Source organism: Ruegeria sp. HKCCSA071 (assembly GCF_017872555.1).
Taxonomy (GTDB): domain Bacteria; phylum Pseudomonadota; class Alphaproteobacteria; order Rhodobacterales; family Rhodobacteraceae; genus Ruegeria.
On the sequence record NZ_JAEDOX010000001.1, the window covers coordinates 314493 to 337178 of the forward strand.

22 protein-coding genes are annotated in these 22686 nt (G+C 58.6%); 10 read left to right on the top strand and 12 right to left on the bottom strand.

Translation table 11 applies throughout. The features are described from left to right. Nucleotides 1–55: 55 nt before the first annotated feature. The 5 genes from rsmA to lptG all read right to left on the bottom strand — a co-directional run bounded on the left by rsmA (nucleotide 56) and on the right by lptG (nucleotide 6452). Nucleotides 56–898: a 16S rRNA (adenine(1518)-N(6)/adenine(1519)-N(6))-dimethyltransferase RsmA gene (gene rsmA, locus I9188_RS01595; protein ID WP_209503699.1), complete on the bottom strand. Its 843-nt coding sequence runs from the start codon at nucleotides 896–898 to the stop codon at nucleotides 56–58. Between the two features lie 85 nt (nucleotides 899–983). After that, entirely contained in the window at nucleotides 984–1949 is a 966-nt protein-coding gene (gene pdxA / locus I9188_RS01600) for a 4-hydroxythreonine-4-phosphate dehydrogenase PdxA (protein ID WP_209503700.1), read from the bottom strand. Further along, nucleotides 1946–3199: a peptidylprolyl isomerase gene (locus I9188_RS01605; protein ID WP_209503701.1), complete on the bottom strand. Its 1254-nt coding sequence runs from the start codon at nucleotides 3197–3199 to the stop codon at nucleotides 1946–1948. Before I9188_RS01605 ends, pdxA begins: the two co-directional genes overlap by 4 nt. Beyond that, nucleotides 3190–5352, bottom strand: coding sequence for an LPS assembly protein LptD (gene lptD, locus I9188_RS01610; protein WP_209503702.1), 2163 nt, complete (start codon nucleotides 5350–5352; stop codon nucleotides 3190–3192). The genes I9188_RS01605 and lptD overlap by 10 nt, the downstream gene beginning before the upstream one ends. Continuing rightward, complete coding sequence (lptG, locus tag I9188_RS01615) at nucleotides 5352–6452, bottom strand: LPS export ABC transporter permease LptG (RefSeq protein ID WP_209503703.1); 1101 nt, start codon at nucleotides 6450–6452, stop codon at nucleotides 5352–5354. Before lptG ends, lptD begins: the two co-directional genes overlap by 1 nt. Nucleotides 6453–6682: 230 nt before the next feature. On the opposite strand from lptG, the gene I9188_RS01620 reads away from it, so the two are divergent. The 3 genes from I9188_RS01620 to I9188_RS01630 are packed head-to-tail and all read left to right on the top strand — an operon-like array spanning nucleotide 6683 to nucleotide 9688. Next, complete coding sequence (locus tag I9188_RS01620) at nucleotides 6683–8149, top strand: leucyl aminopeptidase (RefSeq protein ID WP_209503704.1); 1467 nt, start codon at nucleotides 6683–6685, stop codon at nucleotides 8147–8149. A 4-nt stretch (nucleotides 8150–8153) separates the two neighbouring features. Then, a complete protein-coding gene (locus I9188_RS01625) occupies nucleotides 8154–8612 on the top strand; it encodes a DNA polymerase III subunit chi (RefSeq protein ID WP_209503705.1) in 459 nt (152 codons plus the stop codon). Between the two features lie 29 nt (nucleotides 8613–8641). Further along, nucleotides 8642–9688, top strand: a complete 1047-nt coding sequence (locus I9188_RS01630; RefSeq protein WP_209503706.1) for an aldo/keto reductase — start codon at nucleotides 8642–8644, stop codon at nucleotides 9686–9688. Nucleotides 9689–9755: 67 nt separating this feature from the next. Here the strand turns inward: I9188_RS01630 and I9188_RS01635 are convergent, their stop codons facing one another. Next, nucleotides 9756–10742 carry a GlxA family transcriptional regulator gene (locus I9188_RS01635; protein ID WP_209503707.1) on the bottom strand — a complete coding sequence of 329 codons (987 nt, stop codon included), beginning with the start codon at nucleotides 10740–10742 and terminating at the stop codon, nucleotides 9756–9758. 133 nt (nucleotides 10743–10875) lie between these two features. Here I9188_RS01635 and I9188_RS01640 point away from each other — a divergent pair, with 133 nt between their 5' ends. From I9188_RS01640 to I9188_RS01650, 3 genes are all read left to right on the top strand, one after another. Then, entirely contained in the window at nucleotides 10876–11790 is a 915-nt protein-coding gene (locus tag I9188_RS01640; protein WP_209503708.1) for a 3-keto-5-aminohexanoate cleavage protein, read from the top strand. An 84-nt stretch (nucleotides 11791–11874) separates the two neighbouring features. Continuing rightward, nucleotides 11875–13341 carry a carnitine 3-dehydrogenase gene (locus I9188_RS01645; RefSeq protein ID WP_209504874.1) on the top strand — a complete coding sequence of 489 codons (1467 nt, stop codon included), beginning with the start codon at nucleotides 11875–11877 and terminating at the stop codon, nucleotides 13339–13341. Next, nucleotides 13338–14096 carry an SDR family oxidoreductase gene (locus I9188_RS01650; RefSeq protein WP_209503709.1) on the top strand — a complete coding sequence of 253 codons (759 nt, stop codon included), beginning with the start codon at nucleotides 13338–13340 and terminating at the stop codon, nucleotides 14094–14096. Before I9188_RS01645 ends, I9188_RS01650 begins: the two co-directional genes overlap by 4 nt. Before the next feature lies 1 nt (nucleotide 14097). Here the strand turns inward: I9188_RS01650 and I9188_RS01655 are convergent, their stop codons facing one another. Further along, nucleotides 14098–14280, bottom strand: a complete 183-nt coding sequence (locus I9188_RS01655) for a hypothetical protein (protein WP_209503710.1) — start codon at nucleotides 14278–14280, stop codon at nucleotides 14098–14100. 79 nt (nucleotides 14281–14359) lie between these two features. Next, the gene (locus I9188_RS01660; RefSeq protein WP_209503711.1) at nucleotides 14360–15229 is read right to left on the bottom strand and encodes a helix-turn-helix transcriptional regulator; all 870 of its coding nucleotides are present in this window, start codon (nucleotides 15227–15229) and stop codon (nucleotides 14360–14362) included. Between the two features lie 107 nt (nucleotides 15230–15336). Here I9188_RS01660 and I9188_RS01665 point away from each other — a divergent pair, with 107 nt between their 5' ends. From I9188_RS01665 to I9188_RS01675, 3 genes are read left to right on the top strand one after another with little or no spacing between them, the layout of a single operon-like run. Beyond that, nucleotides 15337–15540, top strand: a complete 204-nt coding sequence (locus I9188_RS01665; protein WP_209503712.1) for a DUF2061 domain-containing protein — start codon at nucleotides 15337–15339, stop codon at nucleotides 15538–15540. Further along, nucleotides 15533–16435, top strand: a complete 903-nt coding sequence (locus I9188_RS01670; protein ID WP_209503713.1) for a fatty acid desaturase — start codon at nucleotides 15533–15535, stop codon at nucleotides 16433–16435. The genes I9188_RS01665 and I9188_RS01670 overlap by 8 nt, the downstream gene beginning before the upstream one ends. 21 nt (nucleotides 16436–16456) lie before the next feature. Continuing rightward, the gene (locus I9188_RS01675; protein ID WP_209503714.1) at nucleotides 16457–17359 is read left to right on the top strand and encodes an EamA family transporter; all 903 of its coding nucleotides are present in this window, start codon (nucleotides 16457–16459) and stop codon (nucleotides 17357–17359) included. Here I9188_RS01675 and I9188_RS01680 read toward each other — a convergent pair. The 4 genes from I9188_RS01680 to I9188_RS01695 all read right to left on the bottom strand — a co-directional run bounded on the left by I9188_RS01680 (nucleotide 17356) and on the right by I9188_RS01695 (nucleotide 22212). Further along, nucleotides 17356–18702, bottom strand: coding sequence for a DEAD/DEAH box helicase (locus tag I9188_RS01680; protein ID WP_209503715.1), 1347 nt, complete (start codon nucleotides 18700–18702; stop codon nucleotides 17356–17358). The two genes, I9188_RS01675 and I9188_RS01680, sit on opposite strands and share 4 nt — an antisense overlap. Before the next feature lie 186 nt (nucleotides 18703–18888). Beyond that, nucleotides 18889–19818 carry a glycosyltransferase family 2 protein gene (locus I9188_RS01685; RefSeq protein ID WP_245220401.1) on the bottom strand — a complete coding sequence of 310 codons (930 nt, stop codon included), beginning with the start codon at nucleotides 19816–19818 and terminating at the stop codon, nucleotides 18889–18891. Beyond that, nucleotides 19815–20558, bottom strand: coding sequence for a hypothetical protein (locus I9188_RS01690; RefSeq protein WP_209503716.1), 744 nt, complete (start codon nucleotides 20556–20558; stop codon nucleotides 19815–19817). The genes I9188_RS01685 and I9188_RS01690 overlap by 4 nt, the downstream gene beginning before the upstream one ends. A gap of 49 nt (nucleotides 20559–20607) precedes the next feature. Continuing rightward, nucleotides 20608–22212, bottom strand: a complete 1605-nt coding sequence (locus tag I9188_RS01695; RefSeq protein WP_209503717.1) for a peptide chain release factor 3 — start codon at nucleotides 22210–22212, stop codon at nucleotides 20608–20610. 109 nt (nucleotides 22213–22321) lie between these two features. Here I9188_RS01695 and I9188_RS01700 point away from each other — a divergent pair, with 109 nt between their 5' ends. Then, the gene (locus I9188_RS01700) at nucleotides 22322–22684 is read left to right on the top strand and encodes a nuclear transport factor 2 family protein (protein ID WP_209503718.1); all 363 of its coding nucleotides are present in this window, start codon (nucleotides 22322–22324) and stop codon (nucleotides 22682–22684) included. Nucleotides 22685–22686: the final 2 nt, after the last annotated feature.

A 22686-nucleotide genomic window follows, 5' to 3' on the forward strand; every position in this document is an offset into this window, starting at 1 on the left:
AGCCGATGTCCAATGAACCAAGCCCCGAGGTCAAACTCGGGGCTTTTTTGTTTGATCAGGTTTTCTTGATTTCTCGCGCCAAAGCGCAGAACGCTTCCAGCGGGATTTGTTCGGCGCGGTCAGTGGGCTTGATACCAGCGGCCAGAAGGCGATCTTCGATATCCGGGGCAAGACCTTTGAGTGAGGCGCGCAGCATCTTGCGGCGTTGGTTGAATGCGGCAGCCACGACACGTGACAAGGTGGCGGCGTCGGCAGGATAGCGCGGTTCGGGCAGGGCGGTCAGGTGGACCACAGCGCTTGAAACCTTGGGCGGCGGGGTGAAGGCCCCGGGGGGGAGCGACATGGCGATACGTGCCTCGGCCCGCCATTGGGCAAGGATGGCAAGGCGTCCATAAGCTTTGCTGCCGGGTTGGGCAACGATACGCTCGGCTACTTCGCGTTGGAACATCAGCGTCAGGCTCTGCCAGAATGGGGGCCATTCGGGCGGTGTCAGCCAACGCACCAGCAGCTCGGTGCCGACATTGTAGGGCAGGTTGGCCGCGACGCGGATTGGTGGTGTCAGATATTCAAGCGGGTTGATCTCCAGGGCGTCGCCGTTGATTACCTCAAGCCGACCCGGATACGCGGCGGCGATGTCGTTTAGGGCGGCAATGCACCGGGTATCTTTTTCGACGGCCACCACCTTGCGCGCGCCTTCGGACAGCAGGCCCCGCGTCAACCCACCGGGACCGGGGCCGATTTCAAGCACATCGCATTCTGACAAATCTCCGGCCTGTCGAGCGATCTTGGCGGTCAGGTTCAGATCCAGCAGGAAGTTTTGCCCCAGCGATTTGCGCGCTGAAAGCTGGTGGGTTGCGATGACCTCACGCAGCGGGGGAAGCGTGTCTATAGCGCTCATGATCGGATTACCTTGGCGCCTGTGAAAGGGGCTGTGCCCGAGATTTTTGTGCCTCCGGCGGGGATATTTTCAGCCAGGTGAAGGATCAAGAGTTTATTACCATCCGTTGGGCAAGTTTCAGGGCTTCGATCAGGCTGGTGGGGTTGGCGATGCCTTTCCCCGCGATGTCCAGTGCTGTTCCATGGTCGGGTGAGGTGCGGATGAACGGCAGGCCAAGGGTGACATTCACGCCCCGGTCGAAATCCAGCGTCTTGATCGGGATCAGGGCCTGATCGTGATACATGGCGATGGCGGCGTCATAGCGGGCGCGGGCGGCGGCGTGAAACAGCGTGTCCGCAGGGTGGGGGCCAGTAACGGTTGCGCCCTTGGGGTTCAGATCAGCCAGCATCGGAGCAATCCAGTCGAGCTCCTCTGTGCCCATTTTACCACCTTCGCCTGCATGTGGGTTCAGGCCTGCAACTGCTATGCGGGGATGCGCGATACTGAACTGATCACGCAAACCGTGCATAGTGATTTCAATCGTTTCGCGCAGAAGGTCAGGGGTAAGTGCAGCGGGAACCTGTGACAACGGAATGTGAATTGTCGCGGGAACGACGCGCAATTGCTCGCTAGCCAGCATCATGACAACCCGGCGGGTTCCGGAAAGGGCCGCCAGAAACTCGGTATGACCGGGAAAGGTGAAGCCTGCGCCGTCAATCAGGGCTTTCTTGTTGATCGGCGCGGTACAAAGCGCTGCGGCCTCGCCGGTCTGTACCAGTTCGGTGCCGGTTTCGATGGCGTCAACCACCGACGGCGCGTTGGCCGGGTTTGGCTGTCCGAATACGTTCGGGGCGGGGAAGTCCATCTGAAGAACGGGCAGGGCCCGATCACAAGTTTCTGCAACCTGACCGGGATGGTCGATTATTGCAACTGGAGTACCGGCGGGCAGGTGGCTGGCGTCTCCGATATAGAAGAACGGGCAGGCATCGCGCAGGTCAGCCCAGGCTTTGGCCGCGATTTCCGGACCGATACCAGCCGGTTCACCGCAGCTGAGCGCGATGGGCCGTATCATTCCTGAGTAATGACAGCGTCAGCCCGCAGCTGCTCCACCAGACTGGCCGCAAACGCCTGAAGACGTTGCTGCGCCAGCGCGTTGGCGACATCGCCCCGAGAGGTGTCTTCACCAAGATCGCGCGTGCGGTTGCATAGCATCAGGAACAAAAGCGTTTGACCATTGTTGCGGGTCAGAGTCGCCGATGCTTCGTTCCGATCCAGCTTGGCCAGTTCCACGGCAATATCACCGGGCACCTCGGAAGGCGCGGCTTCGACCCGGTCCAGAACTTCGGCCGGCTGATCCTTGGCAATGCCATAGAGATCATCACAAGTGTCGATTTCTTCTTTCAGCTTCGCGGCACGTGAAAGGGTTTCGGCGCTGCGTCCGCCTGGCAGGTAATAGGCGGCATAATCCAGCTTTGAAATGCGCGGAGCGCCGGTTGCGACTTCGCGCAAGCCACGCATCTGAAACAGAGCAACCGCGTTCGGCAGGGTGATCGGGTCGGTGATCTCACCGGTCTGAAGCCCCAGTATAACAGGTTGAAGCGCCGGGGGCAGGTTCGAGATGTTCAGCCACTCCAGACGTCCGCCCTGACCCCGTGTTGCGGCTGCGGAATACTGAGCGGCGGCAGCAGAAAACGCGTCCTGCCCTTCAAGGCGCGAGATTTCTTCGGCCAACAGCTCGGTCTGGGCAACCGTTTGCGGGTTTACCGGGATAATGATTTCGGACAGCAGGACCTGCAATCCGCCTCCGCCCGTCTGGCCCAGTGCGCGATCGATCTCATCCTCGGTCGGGCGGGCCTGCGACAGATAGCGCGAGCTGATATAGTCGCGCCATGCCAGTTGATCCGCGACATAATCCCGGACCGTTTCAGGGTCGACGCCAGCGTCGCCGAGAAGTTTCAGGAATTGTTCGGATGACAGTTGTCCGCGCGCGGCGAATTCGTCGATGCCCAGCTGAACGGCCTCGGGCGTCGCTTGCACGCCGGCGTCGCGCATGACCTGCTTGCGCAGTTTTTCATCAATCAGGGCATCCCTGACGTCAGCTTCGTTGTCACCGGGCAAACCCAGAACATTCAGAAATTGCAGGCGCTGTTCAAGCTCGTACCAGGTGACAATGTCCTGATTGACGCGGATCGCGGGTGAGAACAGGCTTTGCGCGCCACTCTGATGAGGCGCGATTGCAAAAACTGCGGCAACCAGTGCCGGTGTGACCGGTTTAAGCCAACCGGAACGGAGAAACCTGGAGAAACCTGATATCAACTGCATGTTCTCTTGTATGTCTTGCCACCGCCTTCAAGGGCGTACCCTGTCAGAGAAAGGGTAAAGCCGAATTCTGTCGAAGGCTCAATAGTGGATGTTGAAGTAAAGCGCCGACTTACGGACATGTTAACCCGAACGCATTCGTTCTGATAGGTCACACCCAGACCCAGCCGGATCGGTTCCGACTCGGCCAGATCGTAGCGCGCCAGGGCATTGGTCAGCCAGTTCTGATCGACCTGGTAGCGCCCAAGAAGCAGAATTTCCGAGATTTCTTCGGTGATGTTTTCCGCTGGGTCCGGCTCTTGCCAGATATAGCTGCCGGAAAGGCCGGCATTTTCGGATACCCATGCGCCGCGCAGCTCGGCTTTGACAAAACTTAGATCCCCGTCTATCAGACCGCGCCCGGCAAGTGACCAGCCATTGGCCGTGCTGATCTGCCCGGCTACCAGCAAATCCGATGATGTGCCCTGCAAGCCCGATGTGAGCGTGAAGTTTGGATCGGCGTCGGCCCGAAACACTTGGCCCACAGTCGCCTGGGCCTGCCAACCACCCGCGCCATACCGGGCCCAGTTCAGGCCAACAACACCTGTGGCGCTGTTCTCGCGCTGATCTTCAGCAGGAAACCGCGAGAGGGAAAGAAGGTTGCCCTGATCGAATTCCTGAAAAGTGCTTTCATCATTCGGAACATCGGTGTCCGATACATGTGTCCATCCGAACTGCGCGATCGGTTCGAGGAACTGAACAGCCCCCGATTCTTCGCGCCGGGTCATTGGATAACGGAGAGTTAAAGCCGCGCGCGGCGTAGATCGGGTCACATTGTCGGGGTAGTTGCTGTCGTGGCGAATGTTGAAAGTGTCAACCGACGCCCCCAGCGTGGTATCGACCCGCAGCCCCGATGAGAAAGTCCAGCTGCGCAGCCATTCGGCATCGAAGGTGGCCCGTGCAATGTCGCGACCAACAACATCTGTATCGCTGGTGCGTTCGTGCGCGTGACCGATAAAAGCCAGCCGAACCTCGCCACCTAGCGTGCTGGGAAAATAGCGTTTTTCATAGTTGAGATCGAAGACGCGAGACGGAATCTCGTCCTGATTTTCGCTGTCCCGCAGTGTTTTGTAGTAGATCACGCCGGTTTTGAACGCGCTGTCGCGCTTAATCCGCTCCAGCGCAATTTCGCTGCGCAAACGGTCGAGGTCCGGCAAGCCATAGTCAGCCAGGTAGGCATCGTCGGATGTGGTTTCCAGATTGAAGGTCAGCCGGAAATCGTTTTTCAGATTGAACCAGCCTTTGGCAAACAGGTAGCCGCGATCCTGGTCGGGTTGCACATCATCCCGTGTATACGCGCCATCCACCTGAATACGTCCGTTTACGAAGGCCTGACGATAGCGGTATCCCAGAGTAGTCGTCTTGGCTGAGACGTAAGGCGTAAGTGTCAGGTCCTTATGATCGCCAAGCTTGAAGAAATAGGGGACCTGAACCCCAGTGCCCAATTGCGAGGTGCTGCGGATCGAAGGAACCAGAAATCCGGTTGCCCTCTCGAGCGTTGGGTCGGGCAGGCGCAGATAAGGAAAGTAGAATACCGGATAATCCAACACCCGAAGCTGCGCGCCTTCGAAATATAGTTGCCGTTCCAGTTGATCATGCGTGACTTTGCGCGCCCGGATTTGCCAAAGAGGCGGCCTGCCGTCGTTGCAGACATGACAGGATGTGGCTGAAACCTTGCTGAATTGTGTATAACGGCCTGCGGCCCGTTTCGCCTGAACCGAGGCGATCTGTACCTGCTGTTCAAACACCATGCGCGCACCAACCAGCAGTCCGTTCTGAATTCCGCTGTCCAGTTGCCCTGAATCCGCCAGCAGGGTGGTCTGACCACCCTGATCGATACGAATTGGGCCTTCCAGTGTCAGCTCGCCAGTCTCGCGGTCATATGTGATACGATGGGCGGACAATTTGGTGTCGCCCTGAAAGGCCTCGACATTGCCTTCAGCCACAAGTTTGCGCTCAGGCGTGATGAATACCTTGTCGGCCACCAGCAAGGCAGGCTCTTGCTGCGCTTGTGCGCCCTGTGGCTGTGGTTGGCCTTGAGAGGTCTGTGCCGCAAGTCCCGTCGGAATGGATAAAGCGAGTGCACTGGTAAGCAACACAGGAACGATATGCCGCATCAGCCGTCCTCCGCATGCAGTAGCAGACCAAGAGACAACAGAATTGCGGCAAAGGGCGGTGCCCAGGCGGCGATATAGATGGGCAATTGTCCGTTTTCCCCGAGGATTTGCGCGAAATTGCGCACGAAATAGATGGCAAATCCAAGCAGGACGGCTGTCAGGACGGCGATCCCTGTGCCGCCGAACCGAACGTGGCGCATGGTGAACGCGGCCCCGATCAGAACCATCGAGATCAGAAAGAAAGGCCGGGCCAGCTGTACCTGCAGCCAGACCTCATATTGCTTGGTCGAGAATCCCGCCTCGCGCAGGTCGCTGATCAACTGGGGCAGGTCGTATACCGAAACCGAATCCTGTTGCCCCAAAGTGTCCATGATCCGCTGCCGAGTCAGTGAGGTTGGCAGCTCCAGACGCTCGTGTGCAACCGAGTTGGATTCGGGGTTTTGCCCGTCCTGCAAAGCCCATACCTTTGCTTTGGAAAGAACCCAGTTCCCGCCATCCAACTCTGCCCGGTCCGAAACAATTTGCTGGGTCGGTTTGCCATCCCGCCCAAAAGTGATGACGGTAACTCCGTCCAGCCGCAGCTTGTCTTGGTTCGACGTTGCCCGGGCGTGGATGACAGCCTGCCCATTCTCGGCAGACTGGCGCAGCCAAAGGCCCTCGCTGCTGATCGAAAGGGCCGAACTGCCGTTGTTTCGGTAGGAATCCGACAAGCGCCGGAATTCTTCGGATGTGGCTGCTGCAATAGGGTTCAGCAGTGCGACTGCCAGCGTGCCGATGATCAGCGACAACAGGACAGGCGCAACCAAGGCGCGGATGCCCGAGCGGCCAGTTGCACGGGTCACCACAAGTTCGGACGTACGTGCCAGCCCGACGAACAGCGCAATGGTGGACAGGATCACCAGCAGAGGCAGCATTTCGCTGATGGCGGCTGGTGTATTCAGCAGTGTGAGGTGCAGCAGCTGGGCAAAAGACAGGTCGAAATCGTCAAAGCGGCGAATCTGTTCGATCAGATCGATGAGAATCATCAAGGTCAGAAAAATACCTCCGATGACCATGAAGCTTTGCAGAAACCGGCGAGCGAAATAACGGTCCAGGATCATGGGCGCGAACCCATTGCGCCTGTAGCGCGAGGGTTCGGGCCGATATCGCGCCTGCGCAATGCTGCGCGCGACAGCGTATGCCTGCCCTGTCGTACCACGTTTTTTCTCCCCCGAGCCTGCCGGTCATTTTTTCGGGACCTTAATGCAATTGAAAGGCGGGGAAAACTGCTATCTGGTCAATGCGTGCCCCGCGGGCTAGGTCTTGGGGAACAGAATTCGAGGAGTGTACAATGAGCAGTCTGATACCGATCCGTTTTCAGGAATTTGACCTTGAAGCTATGGCGCAGGCCGGGGGGCGCGTCGCTATCATCATTCCGGATGACGGTAAGATGAGCCCGGCAGCCCGCCGGGCAAACCGTCTGACGAAGGGCGGCTTGGCGCGGCTTGTTGAAAGCGAGAGTTTCAGAAAGTCGAAGACAGGTGATGTCGTCTCGATGGCATGGCCCACAGGGATGGCGGCAGAGGCGCTGGATGTTCTGGTTCTGCCACGTCGCCCCGAGGCCGGCGAAGCCCGCAAGGCAGGGGCGGCGCTGGCTAAGCTGGCAGGCGGCAAGGACATGCTGGTGATGGTGGGCAATCAGGCGCGGGCCGAGGATCTGGCACTGGGGATTGTTCTGCGCAGCTATGAATTCGACGCGCATAAAACCAAGGAAAGCCAGAAGGCGGGCACAGTGACAATCAGCCACGCAAAGCCTGCGGAGGCCGAGGCAGATTTTGCACCTCTCTATGCAATTGCTGATGGCGTTCGGATGACGCGCGATCTGACCAATGAACCAGCAAATGTTTTGACCACCACTGAATTCGCGGACCGCCTGGTTGAGATGCAGGGGCTGGGTCTTGAGGTCGAAGTACTGGACGAAGACAAGCTGGCCGAGCTGGGAATGCGCACGTTGCTAAGCGTCGGGCAGGGCTCGGACAGCCCTTCGAAAGTGGTGGTGATGCAGTGGAATGGCGGGGCCAAGGATGACGCGCCTTTGGCACTGGTCGGAAAGGGCGTGGTGTTCGACACGGGTGGTATCTCGCTCAAACCCGCTGCTGGCATGGAAGAGATGACCATGGACATGGGCGGCGCCGGCGTTGTTGCGGGCACCATGCGCGCGCTGGCCAAGCGCAAGGCAAAAGCCAATGTCGTGGCGCTGGTCGGTCTTGTCGAGAATATGCCATCAGGTAACGCCACCCGTCCGGGTGATGTGGTCAGGTCGATGAAGGGCGATACGGTCGAGATCATCAACACCGACGCCGAGGGCCGCCTGGTTCTGTGTGACGTGATGTGGTACGCGCAGGAACGATTCAAGCCGGTCGGTATGATTGACCTGGCAACTTTGACCGGTGCGATCATCATCGGGTTGGGCCATGAAAACGCTGGTGTCTTTTCGAACAATGACACGTTTTGTGATGCCTTCCTGAAATCTGCCAAGGCCGAGGATGAAGGCGCTTGGCGGATGCCATTGGGCGACGCCTATGACAAGTTGCTGAAATCGCGCATTGCCGACATGAAGAACGTGGGCGGTCGCCCCGCCGGTTCAGTCACCGCCGCGCAGTTCCTCCAGCGGTTCGTGAAAGAGGAAACGCCGTGGATTCACCTGGACATCGCGGGCGTCGCCTCGGTGGCTGAAGAGACCTCTTATGCGCCCAAAGGTGCCACCGGCTGGGGCGTGCGCGCATTGAGCCGGTTTGTGCAGGACAATTTCGAGTAAGCATATGGGCGCTGTCTATTTCTACCACCTGACCCGCCAGCCGCTGGAGCACACCTTGCCCGTGCTGCTGGACAAGGCGCGGCAAGCCGGGTGGCGGATAGCCGTGCGGGGTACTGACCCTGCGCGGATGGACTGGCTGGATGAAAAGCTGTGGCTGGGCCCCGAGGAGGGATTCTTGCCGCATGGTCGCGCTGGCGGCCCGCACGACGCGGACCAGCCGATCCTGCTGACCACCAGCGCCGTGGCGGGAAATGGTGCGACCTGTATCATGGCTGTGGATGGCGCGCCGGTCGAAGCAGAAGAAGTCGCCGCGTTGGAACGGGTTTGTATCCTGTTCGATGGCAATGACGACATGGCTGTACAACAGGCGCGCGGGCAGTGGAAAGCGCTGACGGATGCCGGATGTTCCGCACAATACTGGTCGGAGGAGTCCGGGCGGTGGGAAAAAAAGGCTGAAGCCTGACCGGCCCGCATTTTTCAGGAGATACGACAATGCAGAAAAAGCCTTTGGGCCGTACCGGAATTATCGTGAGCGATCTGTGCCTTGGCACGATGACATTTGGCTCTCAAACGTCTGAAACGGATTCGCACCGTCAGATGGATATGGCGTTGGACGCGGGGATCAACTTTGTCGATGCGGCCGAAATGTATCCGGTGAACCCTGTAGCGAAAGAAACGATCGGGCGCACCGAAGAGATTTTGGGAAACTGGAATGCCGCCAATCCTACCCGCCGGGGAGATTATGTTTTGGCGACCAAGCATTCCGGCGCGGGGCTGTCTTTTGTCCGTGATGGTGCGCCGATCACTGCCCGCACAATACCCGAAGCAGTTGAGGGGTCTTTGCGACGTTTGCAGACCGGGTACATCGACCTCTATCAGTTCCACTGGCCCAATCGGGGCAGCTATATGTTTCGGCAGAACTGGGATTATGCGCCGTCTGGCGAAAACACGGACGAAGTGCTGAGCAACATGCAGGAATGCCTTGAGGCATTGCAGGCTCAGGTGGACAAAGGCAATATCCGTGCCTTTGGCCTGTCTAATGAAAGCGCTTGGGGAACCGCGCAATGGCTGCGGCTGGCCGAACAGATGGGGGCGCCGCGCGTGGCATCGGTGCAGAACGAATATTCATTGCTGTGCCGCCATTTCGACACCGACCTGGGTGAGTTGAGTGTGCATGAAGATGTTGGGCTGATGGCGTTTTCCCCTTTGGCGGCAGGATTTTTGACCGGGAAGTATCAAAATGACTGCGTCCCCGACGGATCGCGTATGTCCTTTGTGCCCGAGATGGGAGGCCGGAAATCCGGTCGTGTTTTCGAGGCGGTTGCAGCTTATCTGGACATCGCCGCGCGGCATGGTCTGGATCCGGTGCATATGGCACTGGCGTGGTGCCGGACGCGCCCGTTCATGATGTCGGCAATCTTCGGGGCCACGACCGTTGCACAGCTGGATCATATTCTGGCGGGCGTGGATCTTGAATTACCCAAGGATGTGTTGGCCGAGATCAGCAGGGCGCATCGGGCGCATCCGATGCCGTTTTAGGGGCTCTGCCCCCGTCGCCTTTGGCGACGCCCCCGGGATGTTTTTGGCCAGATGAAGAAGGATCCGGTCAGTGATGGGTGGGATGCGCGCGTTCGTGTCTCAGGTCGCGGGCCGATTGACCGTGGGCGGTGCGGAAGGCGCGGGCAAAGCTGGATTGTGAGGCAAAGCCTGTGGCGAGCGCTACATCCATCAATGGCATGTCGGTGTCGGTGACCAGACGACGGGCCTCGGCCAGGCGCAGTTGCAGATAGTGGTCCTGCGGCGTCGTGTTCAGGCGCAGGCGGAATTGTTGTTGCAGCGTCCGCGGGCTGGTGCCTAGGCGATCTGCGATATAGGCCAACGGCAGAGGATCATCCAGTGACGCCTGCATCATTGAGTTGGCCTTTGCGGTCAGTGCTGTGTGGCGATGTGGCGCGCCTGTGCGGCTTTGCGGTTTTCCAGGGGCCGGAGCGCCATCGTAAAGGAACAGGCCCGCAACACGCGCAGCGAAACTCGCGCCGTGACGGGCGGCGATGATGTGCAGCATCATCTCGACAGCCGGAATTGCGCCACCCGAAGTCAGGCGGTTGCCCGAAACGGTGAAGCGGTCGGTGCGTACATCAACTTCGGGAAACCGGGTGGCGAAATTTTCGAGGTCTTCCCAATGGGTTGTTGCCAGGTGGCCGTCCAGTAGCCCGGCCTCGGCCAGAAGCCAGGGACCGCCATCAATGCCTGCCATCGTTGCGCCGGTGCCGGCGATGCGGCGCAGACCAGCCAGAAGGCTGGGGGTGGCGTGGCGGGCCAGTTGGAACCCGGCGACCACGATCATCAGGTCGCAGGATTGCAGCCGGGCCAGTGGAATACCAGGCACTTGCAACGCACTTGTCAGCATTGCGGGTTCTGGCGTCGCGGTCACATAGTCCCAGTCAAAGGCCGGGCGGTCTGCCAGACGGTTCGCGGCCCGCATCGGATCCACCGCAGAGGCAAAGCTGAGCGTGTTGCATTCGTCCAGCACAAGCACCGCTGTTTTCAGGGCGCGGTGTTCCGGTTGCAGTATGTTTTTTGCGGATTTCATCAAGTTTGATTCGCATATTGCCAAGTGGGTTTTCCAAAGCTGCGCCAGAGTCGGGTCAGAACGCAAATCGGAATCCGGGGAAAAGCCTGGGGAAAACCCTTGGCACAAGCCGGTATAAGCTGGGGAAAACACCATGCCTTTGGAAATGAACCGCGAAGTCTTTATCACCTGTGCCGTAACCGGCTCGGGTGGAACGCAGGACCGCAGCCCGCATGTGCCGCGGTCACCACAGCAGATCGCCGACAGCGCAATCGCTGCAGCCAAGGCCGGGGCGGCAGTGGTTCACTGCCACGTGCGCGACCCCGAGACCGGTGCGCCAAGCCGCAGGCTGGATTTGTACCGTGAGGTGACAGACCGCATCCGTGACGCTGATGTGGACGCCGTTTTGAATCTGACCGCAGGGATGGGTGGCGATATCGTGTTTGGCGGTGTTGAAAACCCGTTTCCTGTGGCCGAAGGCACCGACATGGTTGGCGCTTCGGAACGTGTGGCGCATATTGCCGAGTGTTTGCCCGAGATATGCACCTTGGACTGCGGCACAATGAACTTTGCCGAGGCCGATTATGTTATGACGAATACGCCCGGTGCGCTGCGCGCAATGGGCAAGATGATGACCGATCTGGGTGTGAAGCCTGAAATCGAAGCCTTTGACACCGGCCACCTGTGGTTTGCAAAGCAACTGGTGAAGGAAGGGATTCTGGCGCCCAACGCTCTGGTTCAGCTGTGTATGGGGGTGCCGTGGGGCGCGCCGGATGATCTGAATACCTTTATGGCGATGGTGAACAACGTGCCGGATGACTGGACCTTCAGCGCGTTTTCGCTGGGACGGAACGAGATGCCGTTTGTCGCGGCTTCGGTTCTGGCAGGCGGCAACGTGCGCGTGGGGCTTGAGGACAACCTTTGGCTGGATAAGGGCGTAATGGCCGAGAACTGGCAACTGGTGGAACGTGCGGGATCCATCATCGAGAATATGGGCGCGCGCGTGATAGGCCCTGACGAAGTCCGTGCGAAGCTGGGGCTGACCAAGCAGGCACCGGTTGCAAAATAATGGGCACGCGGAGTTTGGGGGCCAGCCCCCAAGCCCCCGGAATATTTCTAAAAAGATGAATCATGCGCAGCCAGTAGGTGGGAAATCATGAAAACGGCATCAATTATTGGGGGCGGAGTTATCGGCGGTGGATGGGCTGCGCGGTTCCTGCTCAATGGCTGGGACGTGCGGGTGTTTGACCCTGACCCCGAGGCGGAACGCAAAATTGGCGAGGTGCTGGATAACGCAAGGCGGTCCTTGCCGGGGCTGAGTGATGTTCCGTTGCCAGCCGAGGGTGTGCTGAGCTTTCACAGCGACATGGCCGAAGCGGTTAAGGGTGCGACTTGGATTCAGGAGAGCGTGCCGGAACGTCTGGATTTGAAACTGAAGGTTTACAAAGGCTTGCAGGAGGCTTGCGATCCAGGCGCGATCATTGGATCCTCGACCAGCGGGTTCAAGCCGTCCGAACTTCAGGACGGAGCGCTGCGCCCCGAGCAGATCGTGGTGACGCACCCCTTCAACCCGGTTTACCTGTTGCCTTTGATCGAGCTTGTACCAACAGGCAAGAACTCGCCCGAGATGATCAAACAGGCCCAGGAGCTGTTGAAATCGCTTGGGTTCTTCCCGCTGCACGTCAAGAAAGAGATCGATGCGCATATCGCCGACCGGTTCCTGGAAGCTGTCTGGCGCGAGGCGCTTTGGCTGGTCAAGGATGGGATCGCGACAACCGAAGAAATTGACGAGGCCATCCGTATGGGCTTCGGCATCCGCTGGGCGCAGATGGGTCTGTTCGAAACCTACCGCGTGGCCGGGGGCGAGGCGGGGATGCGCCATTTCATGGCGCAGTTCGGGCCTGCTTTGAAATGGCCGTGGACCAAGTTGATGGATGTTCCTGAGTTCACTGACGAACTGGTCGATTTGATCGCCAATCAATCTGACGCACAATCCGGGATGCATTCGATCCGAGAATTAGAGCGTATTCGCGATAACAACCTTGTTGGTATGATGCGGGCCCTCAAGGCGCAGAATTACGGCGCGGGGGCGGTGCTGAACCAACATGATGCACGGTTGAAACCCGGAGCGCTGCCGACGCTGGATCAAGCGGATCTGAGCCAGCCCATCCTGACCCTGTCGCGGGCCGTTCCGCTGGACTGGACGGATTACAACGGCCACATGAACGAAGCGAAATATCTGGAAGCCTTTGCCTCCGCCACCGATCGGTTCATGGAAATCATCGGATGCGATGCGGATTACATCGCCTCGGGTGGCAGCTATTTCACGGCGGAGAACCACATTCGCTATGTGGATGAAGCTCATGCTGGTGCCAAAATCGACGTGCGCACGCAGATGCTGTTGGGGCAGGGGAAGAAGCTGCATGTGTTCCACAGCATGTATGAGGGCGACAAGCTGCTGGCCACCGGCGAAAGTTTTCTGCTGCATGTCAGTCTGAAAACCCGCCGCCCCAGCCCGCCATCTGCTGAGATTGAGGCGGCGATGGCGCGGGTTGCCGAGGCTCAGGCCGGGTTGCCTTACCCCGAAGGCGCAGGCGCGGCGATCAGGAAGCGTTCATGACGCGCCGGGTTCTGGTGACGGCTGGCGCGTCAGGCGTCGGCCGGGCCATGGCCGAGGCGTTTGACGCTGTCGGCTATGACGTCCGGGTCACGGATATCGATCAGGCGGCGTTGGATTCTTTGCCCGAACATTGGACCAGGCACCGAGCGGATGTTGCGGACGAAGCTGACATGCGCGCGGTATTTGACGCCGTCCAATCGACGGGAGGGTTGGATGTGCTTTGTGCCAATGCAGGTATTGCTGGTCCGACCGATGCTATTGAGGATATCGATCTGGATGCCTGGCGTGCCTGTGTCGCGGTCAATCTGGATGGTGCTTTTCTGGCGGCGAAACATGCAGCGCCGCTGATGAAATCGGCGCGGGCGGGCAGTATCATTCTGACCTCGTCGACAGCCGGGCAGTATGGCTACCCGTTTCGCGCACCCTATGCGTCGGCAAAATGGGCTGTCATCGGGTTGATGAAGACGCTGGCCATGGAGTTGGGGCCCTATGGCATCCGCGCCAATGCCATTTGTCCGGGCGCAGTTGAAGGCCCTCGGATGGAAGGTGTCCTGACCCGCGAGGCCGCAGCCAAGGGCATGACCCGTGACGAGGTCTATCAGGGCTATGCCTCGGGCACCTCAATGGGGCGCTTTGTTGAAGCGCAGGATATCGCCAATATGGCAGTCTTCCTTGCCTCAGATGCGGCGCGTCTGGTTTCAGGTCAGGTGATCGCGGTGGATGGTCACACGGTCAACCCGGACCCGAAACTGTAACTCAGCCCTGATTTGGGCCACGGATCTGGCGGATGGTCTGACGGACTGCCTGCCAGTCCTGGGCTTCTTGTCGGTTTCCGGCAGCTTCGCAGTCGCGCATTTTTTTCGCGGCTTCGGCTTCGGCTTGGTCTCCATGGGCGTCAAAAAGTGCACGTGCGTATTGAGCGGTTTGAATTGCGTCCATTCCTGTGCTCCTCCGTCTGTGTTCGGAATGCCTTATGGTTCGCGCCAAAGTAAAATAGCACAGGTTGAGCGTTGCTGCATCACCCGTCGCGGGAAACCGCCGTTCTGAGGCGACGCAGATGGTTTGGAAAGTCACGGGCCGCCACGTCGGCCTCACGTACCAGCGTGTCGAAATGGCGTGAGAACGTCTCGATCCGGTCCCGGTCGCGGAAGGCCATATAGTGACTTCCTGCGTAGAATACACAAAGCAGCGGGCCGAAAATCGTCACCGGTGCCGAATAAAGCCGTTTTGCGTCAAACAGATAGATGCGCATCCGCGGATAGAGCTGTTCGCACAGCGCCAACAGGTGATCGATCTGTTCCAGCCGAACTTCGGGGCTGAGACCCTGATAATACCCGGTCGCGTATGCAAAGCTTTCGATTTCGAATAACGGCATAGCGATCTCATAGTCCGACTGGGCGCTGCGCATCCATGCCAGACGATCCGCCGACGCGCCGATGGCTTGATCAGCGGTCCGACCCAGATGCGGGGCGTATTCCCATTCCAGTATCGCACGCGTCTTCAGCATGTCGGGCAGGGTGGCCGGGACATAGCGGATCTTGTACCCGGCGGCCTCCTGATGCCACTCGAAGATACGTTCATCGACAAGGGCGCGGGGGGCCTCGGTAAAGGTCAGCGAGCTAGCCAGAAGCTCGGCCGCGCTTTCCGGCCTGTCAGAAAGGCTCAGCAACCAGTCAGCCGACACGCCAAGTGCCGCTGCGCATCCGCCAACGACATGCGCGTTGGGCAACCGCGCGCCATGATCTGTCAACAGTTGGGAAACGGTCGAGCGGTCAACGCCAATATTGCGCGCAAGGGCACTTTGGCTGACATGGCGCTCTTCCATTGCACGGGCGAGGCGGAGACGAAACTGGGCGGCTCGGTCGCGCTTGTCGATATTTTCCTGCATGTCGTGTTTTTTATCACATTTGATGAATTTTGTTAATCATATTCAGAATTTCCAATACCGGGGTCCGAATGTAACGCTTTTGAGTAAGAAAAAGAACGGGGTTCGGAATGGAAACGCGGCGAAGATCAGTCGTGAAAGCAATCGTTTGGAATGTGATGGGGTTGGCGATCATGACAGTGGTGGGCTTGATCGCAACAGGCTCGGCCGCTGTAGGAGGGGCGCTGGCGCTGGTGAACACGGCCATCGGCCTGACGATGTACGTGATTTACGAAAGAATCTGGGCGAACATTTCGTGGGGACGCAATGGCTGATCCCACTACACCCAAATCGCCTGAATGGGGTACGTTTTTCCTGATAGTCTTGTGTTATGCCGCGTGGCTTACCGGTCTGTACTGGCTGACAAACACATCCTTGTGGGTGGCTGTCCCTGCTCTGGGTGTTGTTGCGGCTTTGCATTCGTCACTGACGCATGAGGCCCTGCATGGGCACCCTTTTCGTGCCAAATGGCTGAACGAGGCGTTGATGGCACTGCCGTTGACATTGGCCATTCCGTATAACCGCTTTCGGGACCTGCATCTGGCGCATCATCAGGATGCCACTTTGACGGACCCCTATGACGACCCGGAATCGAATTATCTGGATCCTCATATCTGGTCGGGGTTGCCCCGGCTGGCGCAGATGATCCTGAGCCTGAACAATACGCTGTTGGGGCGGATGGTGCTGGGGCCCGTCCTTGGTCAGGTTCTGTTTATGCGGGACGAATGGCGCGGATTTATGCGCGGGGACAGGGCGATCCTGCTGGCATGGGCTGTGCATCTACCCGGCGCGGTAGTGGTGCTGTGGGTTGTTGCGCAATCGGCCATGCCGGTTTGGGCCTATCTGATCGCGGCCTATCTGGGGTTGTCGCTTTTGAAGATCCGCACGTTTCTGGAACATCGTGCACATGAAAAATCCCGCGCCCGCACGGTAATCATCGAAGATCGCGGGCCTTTGGCTTTCCTGTTTCTGAACAATAACCTGCACGTCGTTCATCATATGAATCCGACTGCACCATGGTATCGCCTGCCATCGTTGTACAGGGACGGAAAGGACAGGTATTTGGCTTGCAATGAGGCTTATGTTTACCGGTCCTATGCACAGATTTTCCGGCAGTATTTCTTTCACGCAAAAGACCCTGTGCCACATCCGCTCTGGCCAAAGTCTTGATTTGACGACACAACGGGTGGCATGAGTCTCTGGATCCCTGTCACAATTGCTGCCGCCAGTTTCCAGACTGTGCGTTTCATGCTGCAAAAGTCGCTGGCCAGCGTGAAATTGTCTGCCGCAGGCGCCACTTTTGCGCGGTTTGCCTATTCCATGCCTTTGGCGGTTATCGGGCTATGTGTTGCGTTGCAGATAACTGGGGCGAGTATACCCCGGCTCAGCAGTTTATTCTGGCTTTACGCGGTCATCGGCGGGACAGCCCAAATCCTTGCCACGATTTGCGTGGTGGCGCTGTTCAAACAACGCAACTTTGCCGTTGGAATTACCTTCAAGAAAACCGAAGTGATCCAGACCGCCATTGTTGGCTTCCTGATCCTGGGGGACAGTGTGTCGCGCGGTGCGTTGATCGCGATCCTGTTGGGGTTGATGGCTGTGCTTTTGTTGTCAAAAACACCCGGTGGGGACGGACCCTGGTGGCGCCATCTGACCAATCGGGCTTCGCAATTGGGGCTTGGATCGGGTGTCTTGTTTGCGTTTTCCGCCGTCAGCTATCGTGGGGCTTCGCTGCAACTGGGCGATATCGATGCGTGGTTCCGGGCGCTGGTAACATTGGCAGCGGTGGTGACATTCCAGTTTACCAGCATGGGAATATGGCTGCTGTGGCGCGACCGGGCCGAACTGCATGCAGTCTGGCAAACGCGAAAGACCGGGGTATTTGTCGGCCTGACCAGCCTCGGTGGCTCGTTTTGCTGGTTCTGGGCCTTCACCTTGCAGAATGCGGCTTATGTCAAAGCGTTGGGGCAGGTAGAGCTGATCTTTAGCCTGATGGCGTCGATCCTGTTCTTCCGAGAAACAATCACCCGGCGCGAAATCGCCGGGATGATGTTGCTTGGGTTTTCGATTTTAGCACTTGTGCTGGCAATCTAGCTGGCGCGACGTTCGTCGAAGCTGAGCGCGATGAAACTGGGTAGGTGATCTCCCATGCCCACGACGGCCGGGCCGGTGTCTTCCTTGCGTCCACGACTGCGCCCCTTAGGCTCGCGAACTTTTTTGCCCTCTTTCGGGCTTTCGGCGGCTTTGGTCTTTTTCTCAGGCTTTGGCTGTTCGGGCCTCGGGTCTTCCTGGACCGGGTTGTCTAAGCGCGGGATGTCTTTCTGGATCAGCTTTTCGATCGCAACCAGTGCTTTTTCGTCGCGTCCCGAACAGATTGTGATGGCCTTGCCTTCACGCCCGGCGCGACCGGTGCGGCCAATGCGGTGCACATAATCCTCGGGGTGGCCGGGGACGTCGAAGTTGAACACATGGCTGACCGACGGGATGTCCAGACCGCGCGCCGCGACGTCCGATGCCACCAGCAGGCGCAATGATCCGTCACGGAAACCGTCCAGTGTTTTCATCCGCTGCGACTGGTCCAGATCACCATGGATGGCGGCAGCGTTGTAACCGTGTTTTTTCAATGACTTTGCGCAGATGTCGACATCCGTCTTGCGGTTACAGAAGATGATCGCGTTGGTGCATTTGTCACCTTCGGCATCGATCAGCGCGCGCAGAACCTTGCGTTTGTTGCTGGCTTCGCGGTCACGACGTCCGCCTTTGAACATGACCACGCCTTGTTCGATTGTCTCGGATGCGGTCGCCTGACGGGCCACTTCGATCCGGGCAGGGGCCGACAGGAACGTGTCGGTGATCCGCTCGATTTCGGACGCCATGGTGGCCGAGAAGAACAGGGTCTGACGGGTGAAAGGTGTCAGTGAGAAGATGCGTTCGATATCGGGGATGAACCCCATGTCGAGCATCCGATCCGCCTCATCCACCACCATGATCTGCACGCCGGTCAGCAACAGCTTGCCGCGCTCGAAATGATCCAGCAAACGGCCCGGCGTGGCGATCAGAACGTCGACACCGCGGTCGATAAGGGCTTCTTGCTCTTTGAAGCTGACACCGCCGATCAACAGCGCTTTGGTCAGTTTCAGGTGTTTGGTATAGGTGTCGAAATTCTCGGCCACCTGAGCGGCCAGTTCCCGCGTCGGGCACAAGACAAGCGAACGCGGCATACGCGCACGCGCGCGGCCACGGGCCAGCAGTGTGATCATCGGCAGAGTGAAGCTGGCGGTTTTACCCGTGCCTGTCTGAGCGATGCCCAAAACATCACGCCCTTCCAATGCGGGCGGAATCGCACCTGCCTGGATCGGAGTTGGGGTTTCGTATCCGGCTTCCTCAATGGCTTTGAGGACCTTCGGGTTCAGGTTCAGTTCGCTAAACTTTGTCATGTAAGTCCGGTTGAATGCGGACACTTGACCTGGCCCGCGCGTATAAGATGTGCCGGGCCCGGATGGCCATGCGCGTGATGCGACATTTCGGCTTGGTCGCGGACATAACAAAAACGTTGGTCGGGGTCAAATGAAGACCGCTGCATCCGGGTTTCGTTGAGACAGGTTCGAGTTTTGCGCAACAATTCAGCAACTTCCGGGAAAGTGTTTCGCCAGTTTCTCGTCCAGATTCAATGCGCGGTGGCGGATCAGCCCGTTCTGCTTCAGCCGGGCGCGGACATCTGGGTCAGCGCCGCTCATCTCGTTGAAGAACGCGCGCAGCCCGTCCTCGCCGTGTTCGCTTTCAATCCAACTGAGCAATTCATTCTTGTTCAGTCCCCCCATCTCGCGCGGGGCATTCGGGGCCATACCAGCCTGATACGAGCCGCGATCCATGCGGAACGGATAATGTGCGATCCAGTGGTCCCAGTCCGGCGCATGGCGGTGGCATAGATCGACTTGCACAAGCTCGTATTTGCACGGCAGCAATTTCCCGTTCTGAAACAGGTTGTGGATACGAAAACTCAGACGTTTCAATCCCGTGCGCGCAAACAACTTGCCCTGTACATGGCTGAGGAACCCGCCAAGGACGAAGGCCCCATAGTTGGGATAAAGCATCTCAATCAACTCTGTACGGGCCGGGCTTTGCGGCACATGCGCCTTGTACAGGTCGTCGCCGCCTGCCAGCGCCTCGATCGGGCGGACACGGGCGGCGTGAACCTTGTCCGGGACTTCGCGCAACACATCCGAGATTGGGGTCGGCGACCACAGAAACTCGTCAACATCGATATGGGCCAGCCAATCCAGATGCGTGTCACGATAGGCGTATGTGGCGTTGACCGATTGGCGAACCTGGTGCTTGTCCGGTCGCGTGCGTTTTAGTTTTTGCCAATAAGCATCATCGCAAACCTGTACGCAAACACTGGGATGCGCCTTCAGCGCCTCGAACGTGCGCTGGTTCGGCTCATCCAGATAGATATAGATGGTCTCGGCACCCAGATCGAGGTGATAGGCTACGAACCGAAGGACGTCTTCGGTCGGTCCCCTGACCATCGACACGACACCCCATGTGGTCATGTGCGCTGCGCGCGCGCTTCGCGCATGAGTTTCAGGCGGCGAAAGACACCGCCGGGATCACTGTTGAGCTCGGTCATCAAGTGATCGACCAGCGGCGCGATGGTGGTGTCGCTTAGGGCTTTGGTCCAGACCGGAGCAATCAGATTGACGTCCAGTCCGCCACTTCCAAGGGAAAACCCTTTCATCTGATAGGGCAGCGGGACGTGTTTCAATTTTTGATACGGAAATGGTGTTTCCGGGGGCAGCTGCGAAAAGCGCCTCTCGAACTCATAAAGCTTCATCATGCCGAACAACATGCGCAACGCATGACCAACCTCGCGCTGGGTTGCAGTTTGGCCGTGGTCCGCAAAGGTCTGAACCGACGAGACCAGCCACCGCAGATCAAGCGTGGACAGAAGGTGGTCCGACTGTTCGTCCCAAAGGCGGCAAAACAGAAGCGGGGCGTGGCGCGGGAAGGACCGCTTTCGCAGGTTCGAGATCAACTGGGCATTCAGGAAAGCAAGTTCAGAATTTCCGACAAATTCCCGCGCTATCTGAGCGCACTTGCGATCCCAGCTTGTATTAGGCTTTGGCGGGGGCACAGTCGCACTTTCGGGCAATGTACGACCGGCCAGTTCAATGAGGTCGATGTCAAGGTCAGGCAACGAGGTGGTGCCGAACTGAAACGGGCTGCGCCGGTTTTCATACCTGTCCAGCATGTCGGGCAGACCGCCGGGGAAAGTCAGTTCATTCTTGCTCATGCGCGCAGAATTGCACAGGCAGACTCGGCTGTGCAATCAGTGAGTTGGATCACACCATCATCTCTTTGGTGGCAGTCAGGTTCAGGGCGGGATAGTCCCGAACCACCCGGTCGATGTCCCATTGCAGCCGGGTCAGATAGACAATGTCGCCGTCATGGTCGTGCGCGATGTGCTGCTTGTTTGCATTCACAAACTTTTCGACCTCGGCCTTGTCACCGCTGACCCAGCGGGCCGAGGTAAACTGAGACGCCTCGAAACGCACGGGCAGGCCGTATTCCATCTCGATCCGGCTGGCGAGCACTTCGAATTGCAACGCACCGACAACGCCGACGATAAAGCCCGAGCCAATCGAAGGTTTGAACACCTTTGCCGCGCCTTCTTCTGCAAACTGCATCAGGGCCTTTTCCAGATGCTTGGCCTTCATCGGATCACCCGCGCGGACGCCTTGCAGCAGTTCCGGCGCGAAAGAGGGGATGCCGGTGACGCGCAGCGCCTCGCCTTCGGTCAGCGTGTCACCGATGCGCAGCTGGCCGTGGTTGGGAATGCCGATGATATCTCCGGCCCAGGCCTCTTCTGCCAGTTCCCGGTCAGAGGCCAGAAACAGCACCGGGTTTGAAATTGCCATCGGCTTTTTCGACCGAACATGGGTCAGCTTCATGCCGCGCTTGAAATGGCCGGAGGCCATGCGCACAAACGCCACCCTGTCACGGTGCTTGGGGTCCATATTGGCCTGCACCTTGAAAACAAAGCCGGCGACCTTCTTTTCATCCGGCGAAATCTGGCGGGGTTCGGCTGATTGCACCTGCGGCTGCGGGCCGTAAGCGCCGATGCCTTCCATCAGTTCCTTAACGCCGAACGAATTGATGGCCGAGCCGAACCAAATCGGGGTCATGTGCCCTTCAAGCACCGCCTGCGGGTTCAGCGCAGGCAGCAACTCGCGCGCCATCTCAACCTCTTCCAGCAGCTTTTCCAGCAGATGTTCGGGTACGTGTTCTGCGAGTTTCGGGTCATCAAGCCCGTTAATTTCGATGCTCTCGGCCACCTTGTTGCGGTCGGCGCGGTCCATCAGCTCCAGCCGGTCGCGCAACATGTCGTAGCAGCCGATGAAATCACGACCTACGCCAATCGGCCATGCGGCGGGGGTGACGTCGATGGCCAGCATCTCCTGAATTTCGTCGATGATTTCAAACGTATCGCGGCTTTCGCGGTCCATCTTGTTACAGAAGGTCAGGATCGGCAGGTCGCGCAGGCGGCAGACCTCGAACAGCTTTTGCGTCTGGCTTTCGACACCCTTCGCACCGTCGATCACCATCACGGCCGCATCCACGGCCGTCAGCGTGCGGTAGGTATCTTCCGAGAAATCGCTGTGGCCGGGCGTGTCCACCAGATTGAACCGGAAATTGCCATAGTCGAACGACATTGCAGACGCGGAAACCGAGATGCCGCGATCTTTCTCCATCTGCATGAAGTCCGAGCGTGTCCGCCGTGCCTCGCCCTTGGCGCGCACCTGACCCGCCATCTGAATGGCGCCCCCGTACAGCAGGAACTTTTCAGTCAGCGTCGTTTTGCCCGCATCCGGGTGCGAGATGATGGCGAATGTCCGGCGACGGGCAATCTCGGGCGGCAGGGCAGGTTGGTTCGAGGTATCAAGCATGAACGCGCGTATAGGCGGGGAATCCTGCCGAGGCAAGACAAAGGGGCTGGTTCGAATCACGGCCTTGTGGATATAAGAACATATAGTGAACAAATAATGGAGTAATTCGATGGATTTGAAAGAGATTGCCAATGAATTGGTGGCCGGCTGCCGTGAGGACCGCGCCAAGGAAAACCTTGAGAAATTGTATGCGCCAGACGCGGTTTCGGTCGAAGCAGTCGATTACTCAGGCATGGGGCGCGAAATGCAGGGGCGTGAAGCGATCCGCGGCAAACATGAATGGTGGGAAGGAGCCCACGAGGTTTCTGGCGCTTCGGTCAGCGACCCGTTTGTGCACGGCGAGGACCGCTTTGCAGTGATTTTCGAAGTGCAGGGTAAGGTGAAGGAAACGGGCGAAGCCTTTGATATGCGCGAAGTGGGTGTCTATCACGTCGCAGATGGCAAGATCGTGCGAGAAGAGTTCTTCTACTGATC

Excerpts from the sequence above, each read along its gene's own strand:
- I9188_RS01685 (WP_245220401.1), bottom strand. The coding sequence starts at position 19,818 with ATGACCACATGGGGTGTCGTGTCGATGGTCAGGGGACCGACCGAAGAC.
- I9188_RS01635 (WP_209503707.1), bottom strand. The coding sequence starts at position 10,742 with ATGAAATCCGCAAAAAACATACTGCAACCGGAACACCGCGCCCTGAAA.
- pdxA (WP_209503700.1), bottom strand. The coding sequence starts at position 1,949 with ATGATACGGCCCATCGCGCTCAGCTGCGGTGAACCGGCTGGTATCGGT.
- I9188_RS01665 (WP_209503712.1), top strand. The coding sequence starts at position 15,337 with ATGGAAACGCGGCGAAGATCAGTCGTGAAAGCAATCGTTTGGAATGTG.
- I9188_RS01690 (WP_209503716.1), bottom strand. The coding sequence starts at position 20,558 with ATGAGCAAGAATGAACTGACTTTCCCCGGCGGTCTGCCCGACATGCTG.
- I9188_RS01630 (WP_209503706.1), top strand. The coding sequence starts at position 8,642 with ATGCAGAAAAAGCCTTTGGGCCGTACCGGAATTATCGTGAGCGATCTG.
- I9188_RS01695 (WP_209503717.1), bottom strand. The coding sequence starts at position 22,212 with ATGCTTGATACCTCGAACCAACCTGCCCTGCCGCCCGAGATTGCCCGT.
- lptG (WP_209503703.1), bottom strand. The coding sequence starts at position 6,452 with ATGATCCTGGACCGTTATTTCGCTCGCCGGTTTCTGCAAAGCTTCATG.
- I9188_RS01700 (WP_209503718.1), top strand. The coding sequence starts at position 22,322 with ATGGATTTGAAAGAGATTGCCAATGAATTGGTGGCCGGCTGCCGTGAG.
- I9188_RS01640 (WP_209503708.1), top strand. The coding sequence starts at position 10,876 with ATGCCTTTGGAAATGAACCGCGAAGTCTTTATCACCTGTGCCGTAACC.
- I9188_RS01660 (WP_209503711.1), bottom strand. The coding sequence starts at position 15,229 with ATGCAGGAAAATATCGACAAGCGCGACCGAGCCGCCCAGTTTCGTCTC.
- I9188_RS01655 (WP_209503710.1), bottom strand. The coding sequence starts at position 14,280 with ATGGACGCAATTCAAACCGCTCAATACGCACGTGCACTTTTTGACGCC.
- I9188_RS01675 (WP_209503714.1), top strand. The coding sequence starts at position 16,457 with ATGAGTCTCTGGATCCCTGTCACAATTGCTGCCGCCAGTTTCCAGACT.
- I9188_RS01625 (WP_209503705.1), top strand. The coding sequence starts at position 8,154 with ATGGGCGCTGTCTATTTCTACCACCTGACCCGCCAGCCGCTGGAGCAC.
- I9188_RS01670 (WP_209503713.1), top strand. The coding sequence starts at position 15,533 with ATGGCTGATCCCACTACACCCAAATCGCCTGAATGGGGTACGTTTTTC.
- lptD (WP_209503702.1), bottom strand. The coding sequence starts at position 5,352 with ATGCGGCATATCGTTCCTGTGTTGCTTACCAGTGCACTCGCTTTATCC.
- I9188_RS01650 (WP_209503709.1), top strand. The coding sequence starts at position 13,338 with ATGACGCGCCGGGTTCTGGTGACGGCTGGCGCGTCAGGCGTCGGCCGG.
- I9188_RS01680 (WP_209503715.1), bottom strand. The coding sequence starts at position 18,702 with ATGACAAAGTTTAGCGAACTGAACCTGAACCCGAAGGTCCTCAAAGCC.
- I9188_RS01620 (WP_209503704.1), top strand. The coding sequence starts at position 6,683 with ATGAGCAGTCTGATACCGATCCGTTTTCAGGAATTTGACCTTGAAGCT.
- rsmA (WP_209503699.1), bottom strand. The coding sequence starts at position 898 with ATGAGCGCTATAGACACGCTTCCCCCGCTGCGTGAGGTCATCGCAACC.
- I9188_RS01605 (WP_209503701.1), bottom strand. The coding sequence starts at position 3,199 with ATGCAGTTGATATCAGGTTTCTCCAGGTTTCTCCGTTCCGGTTGGCTT.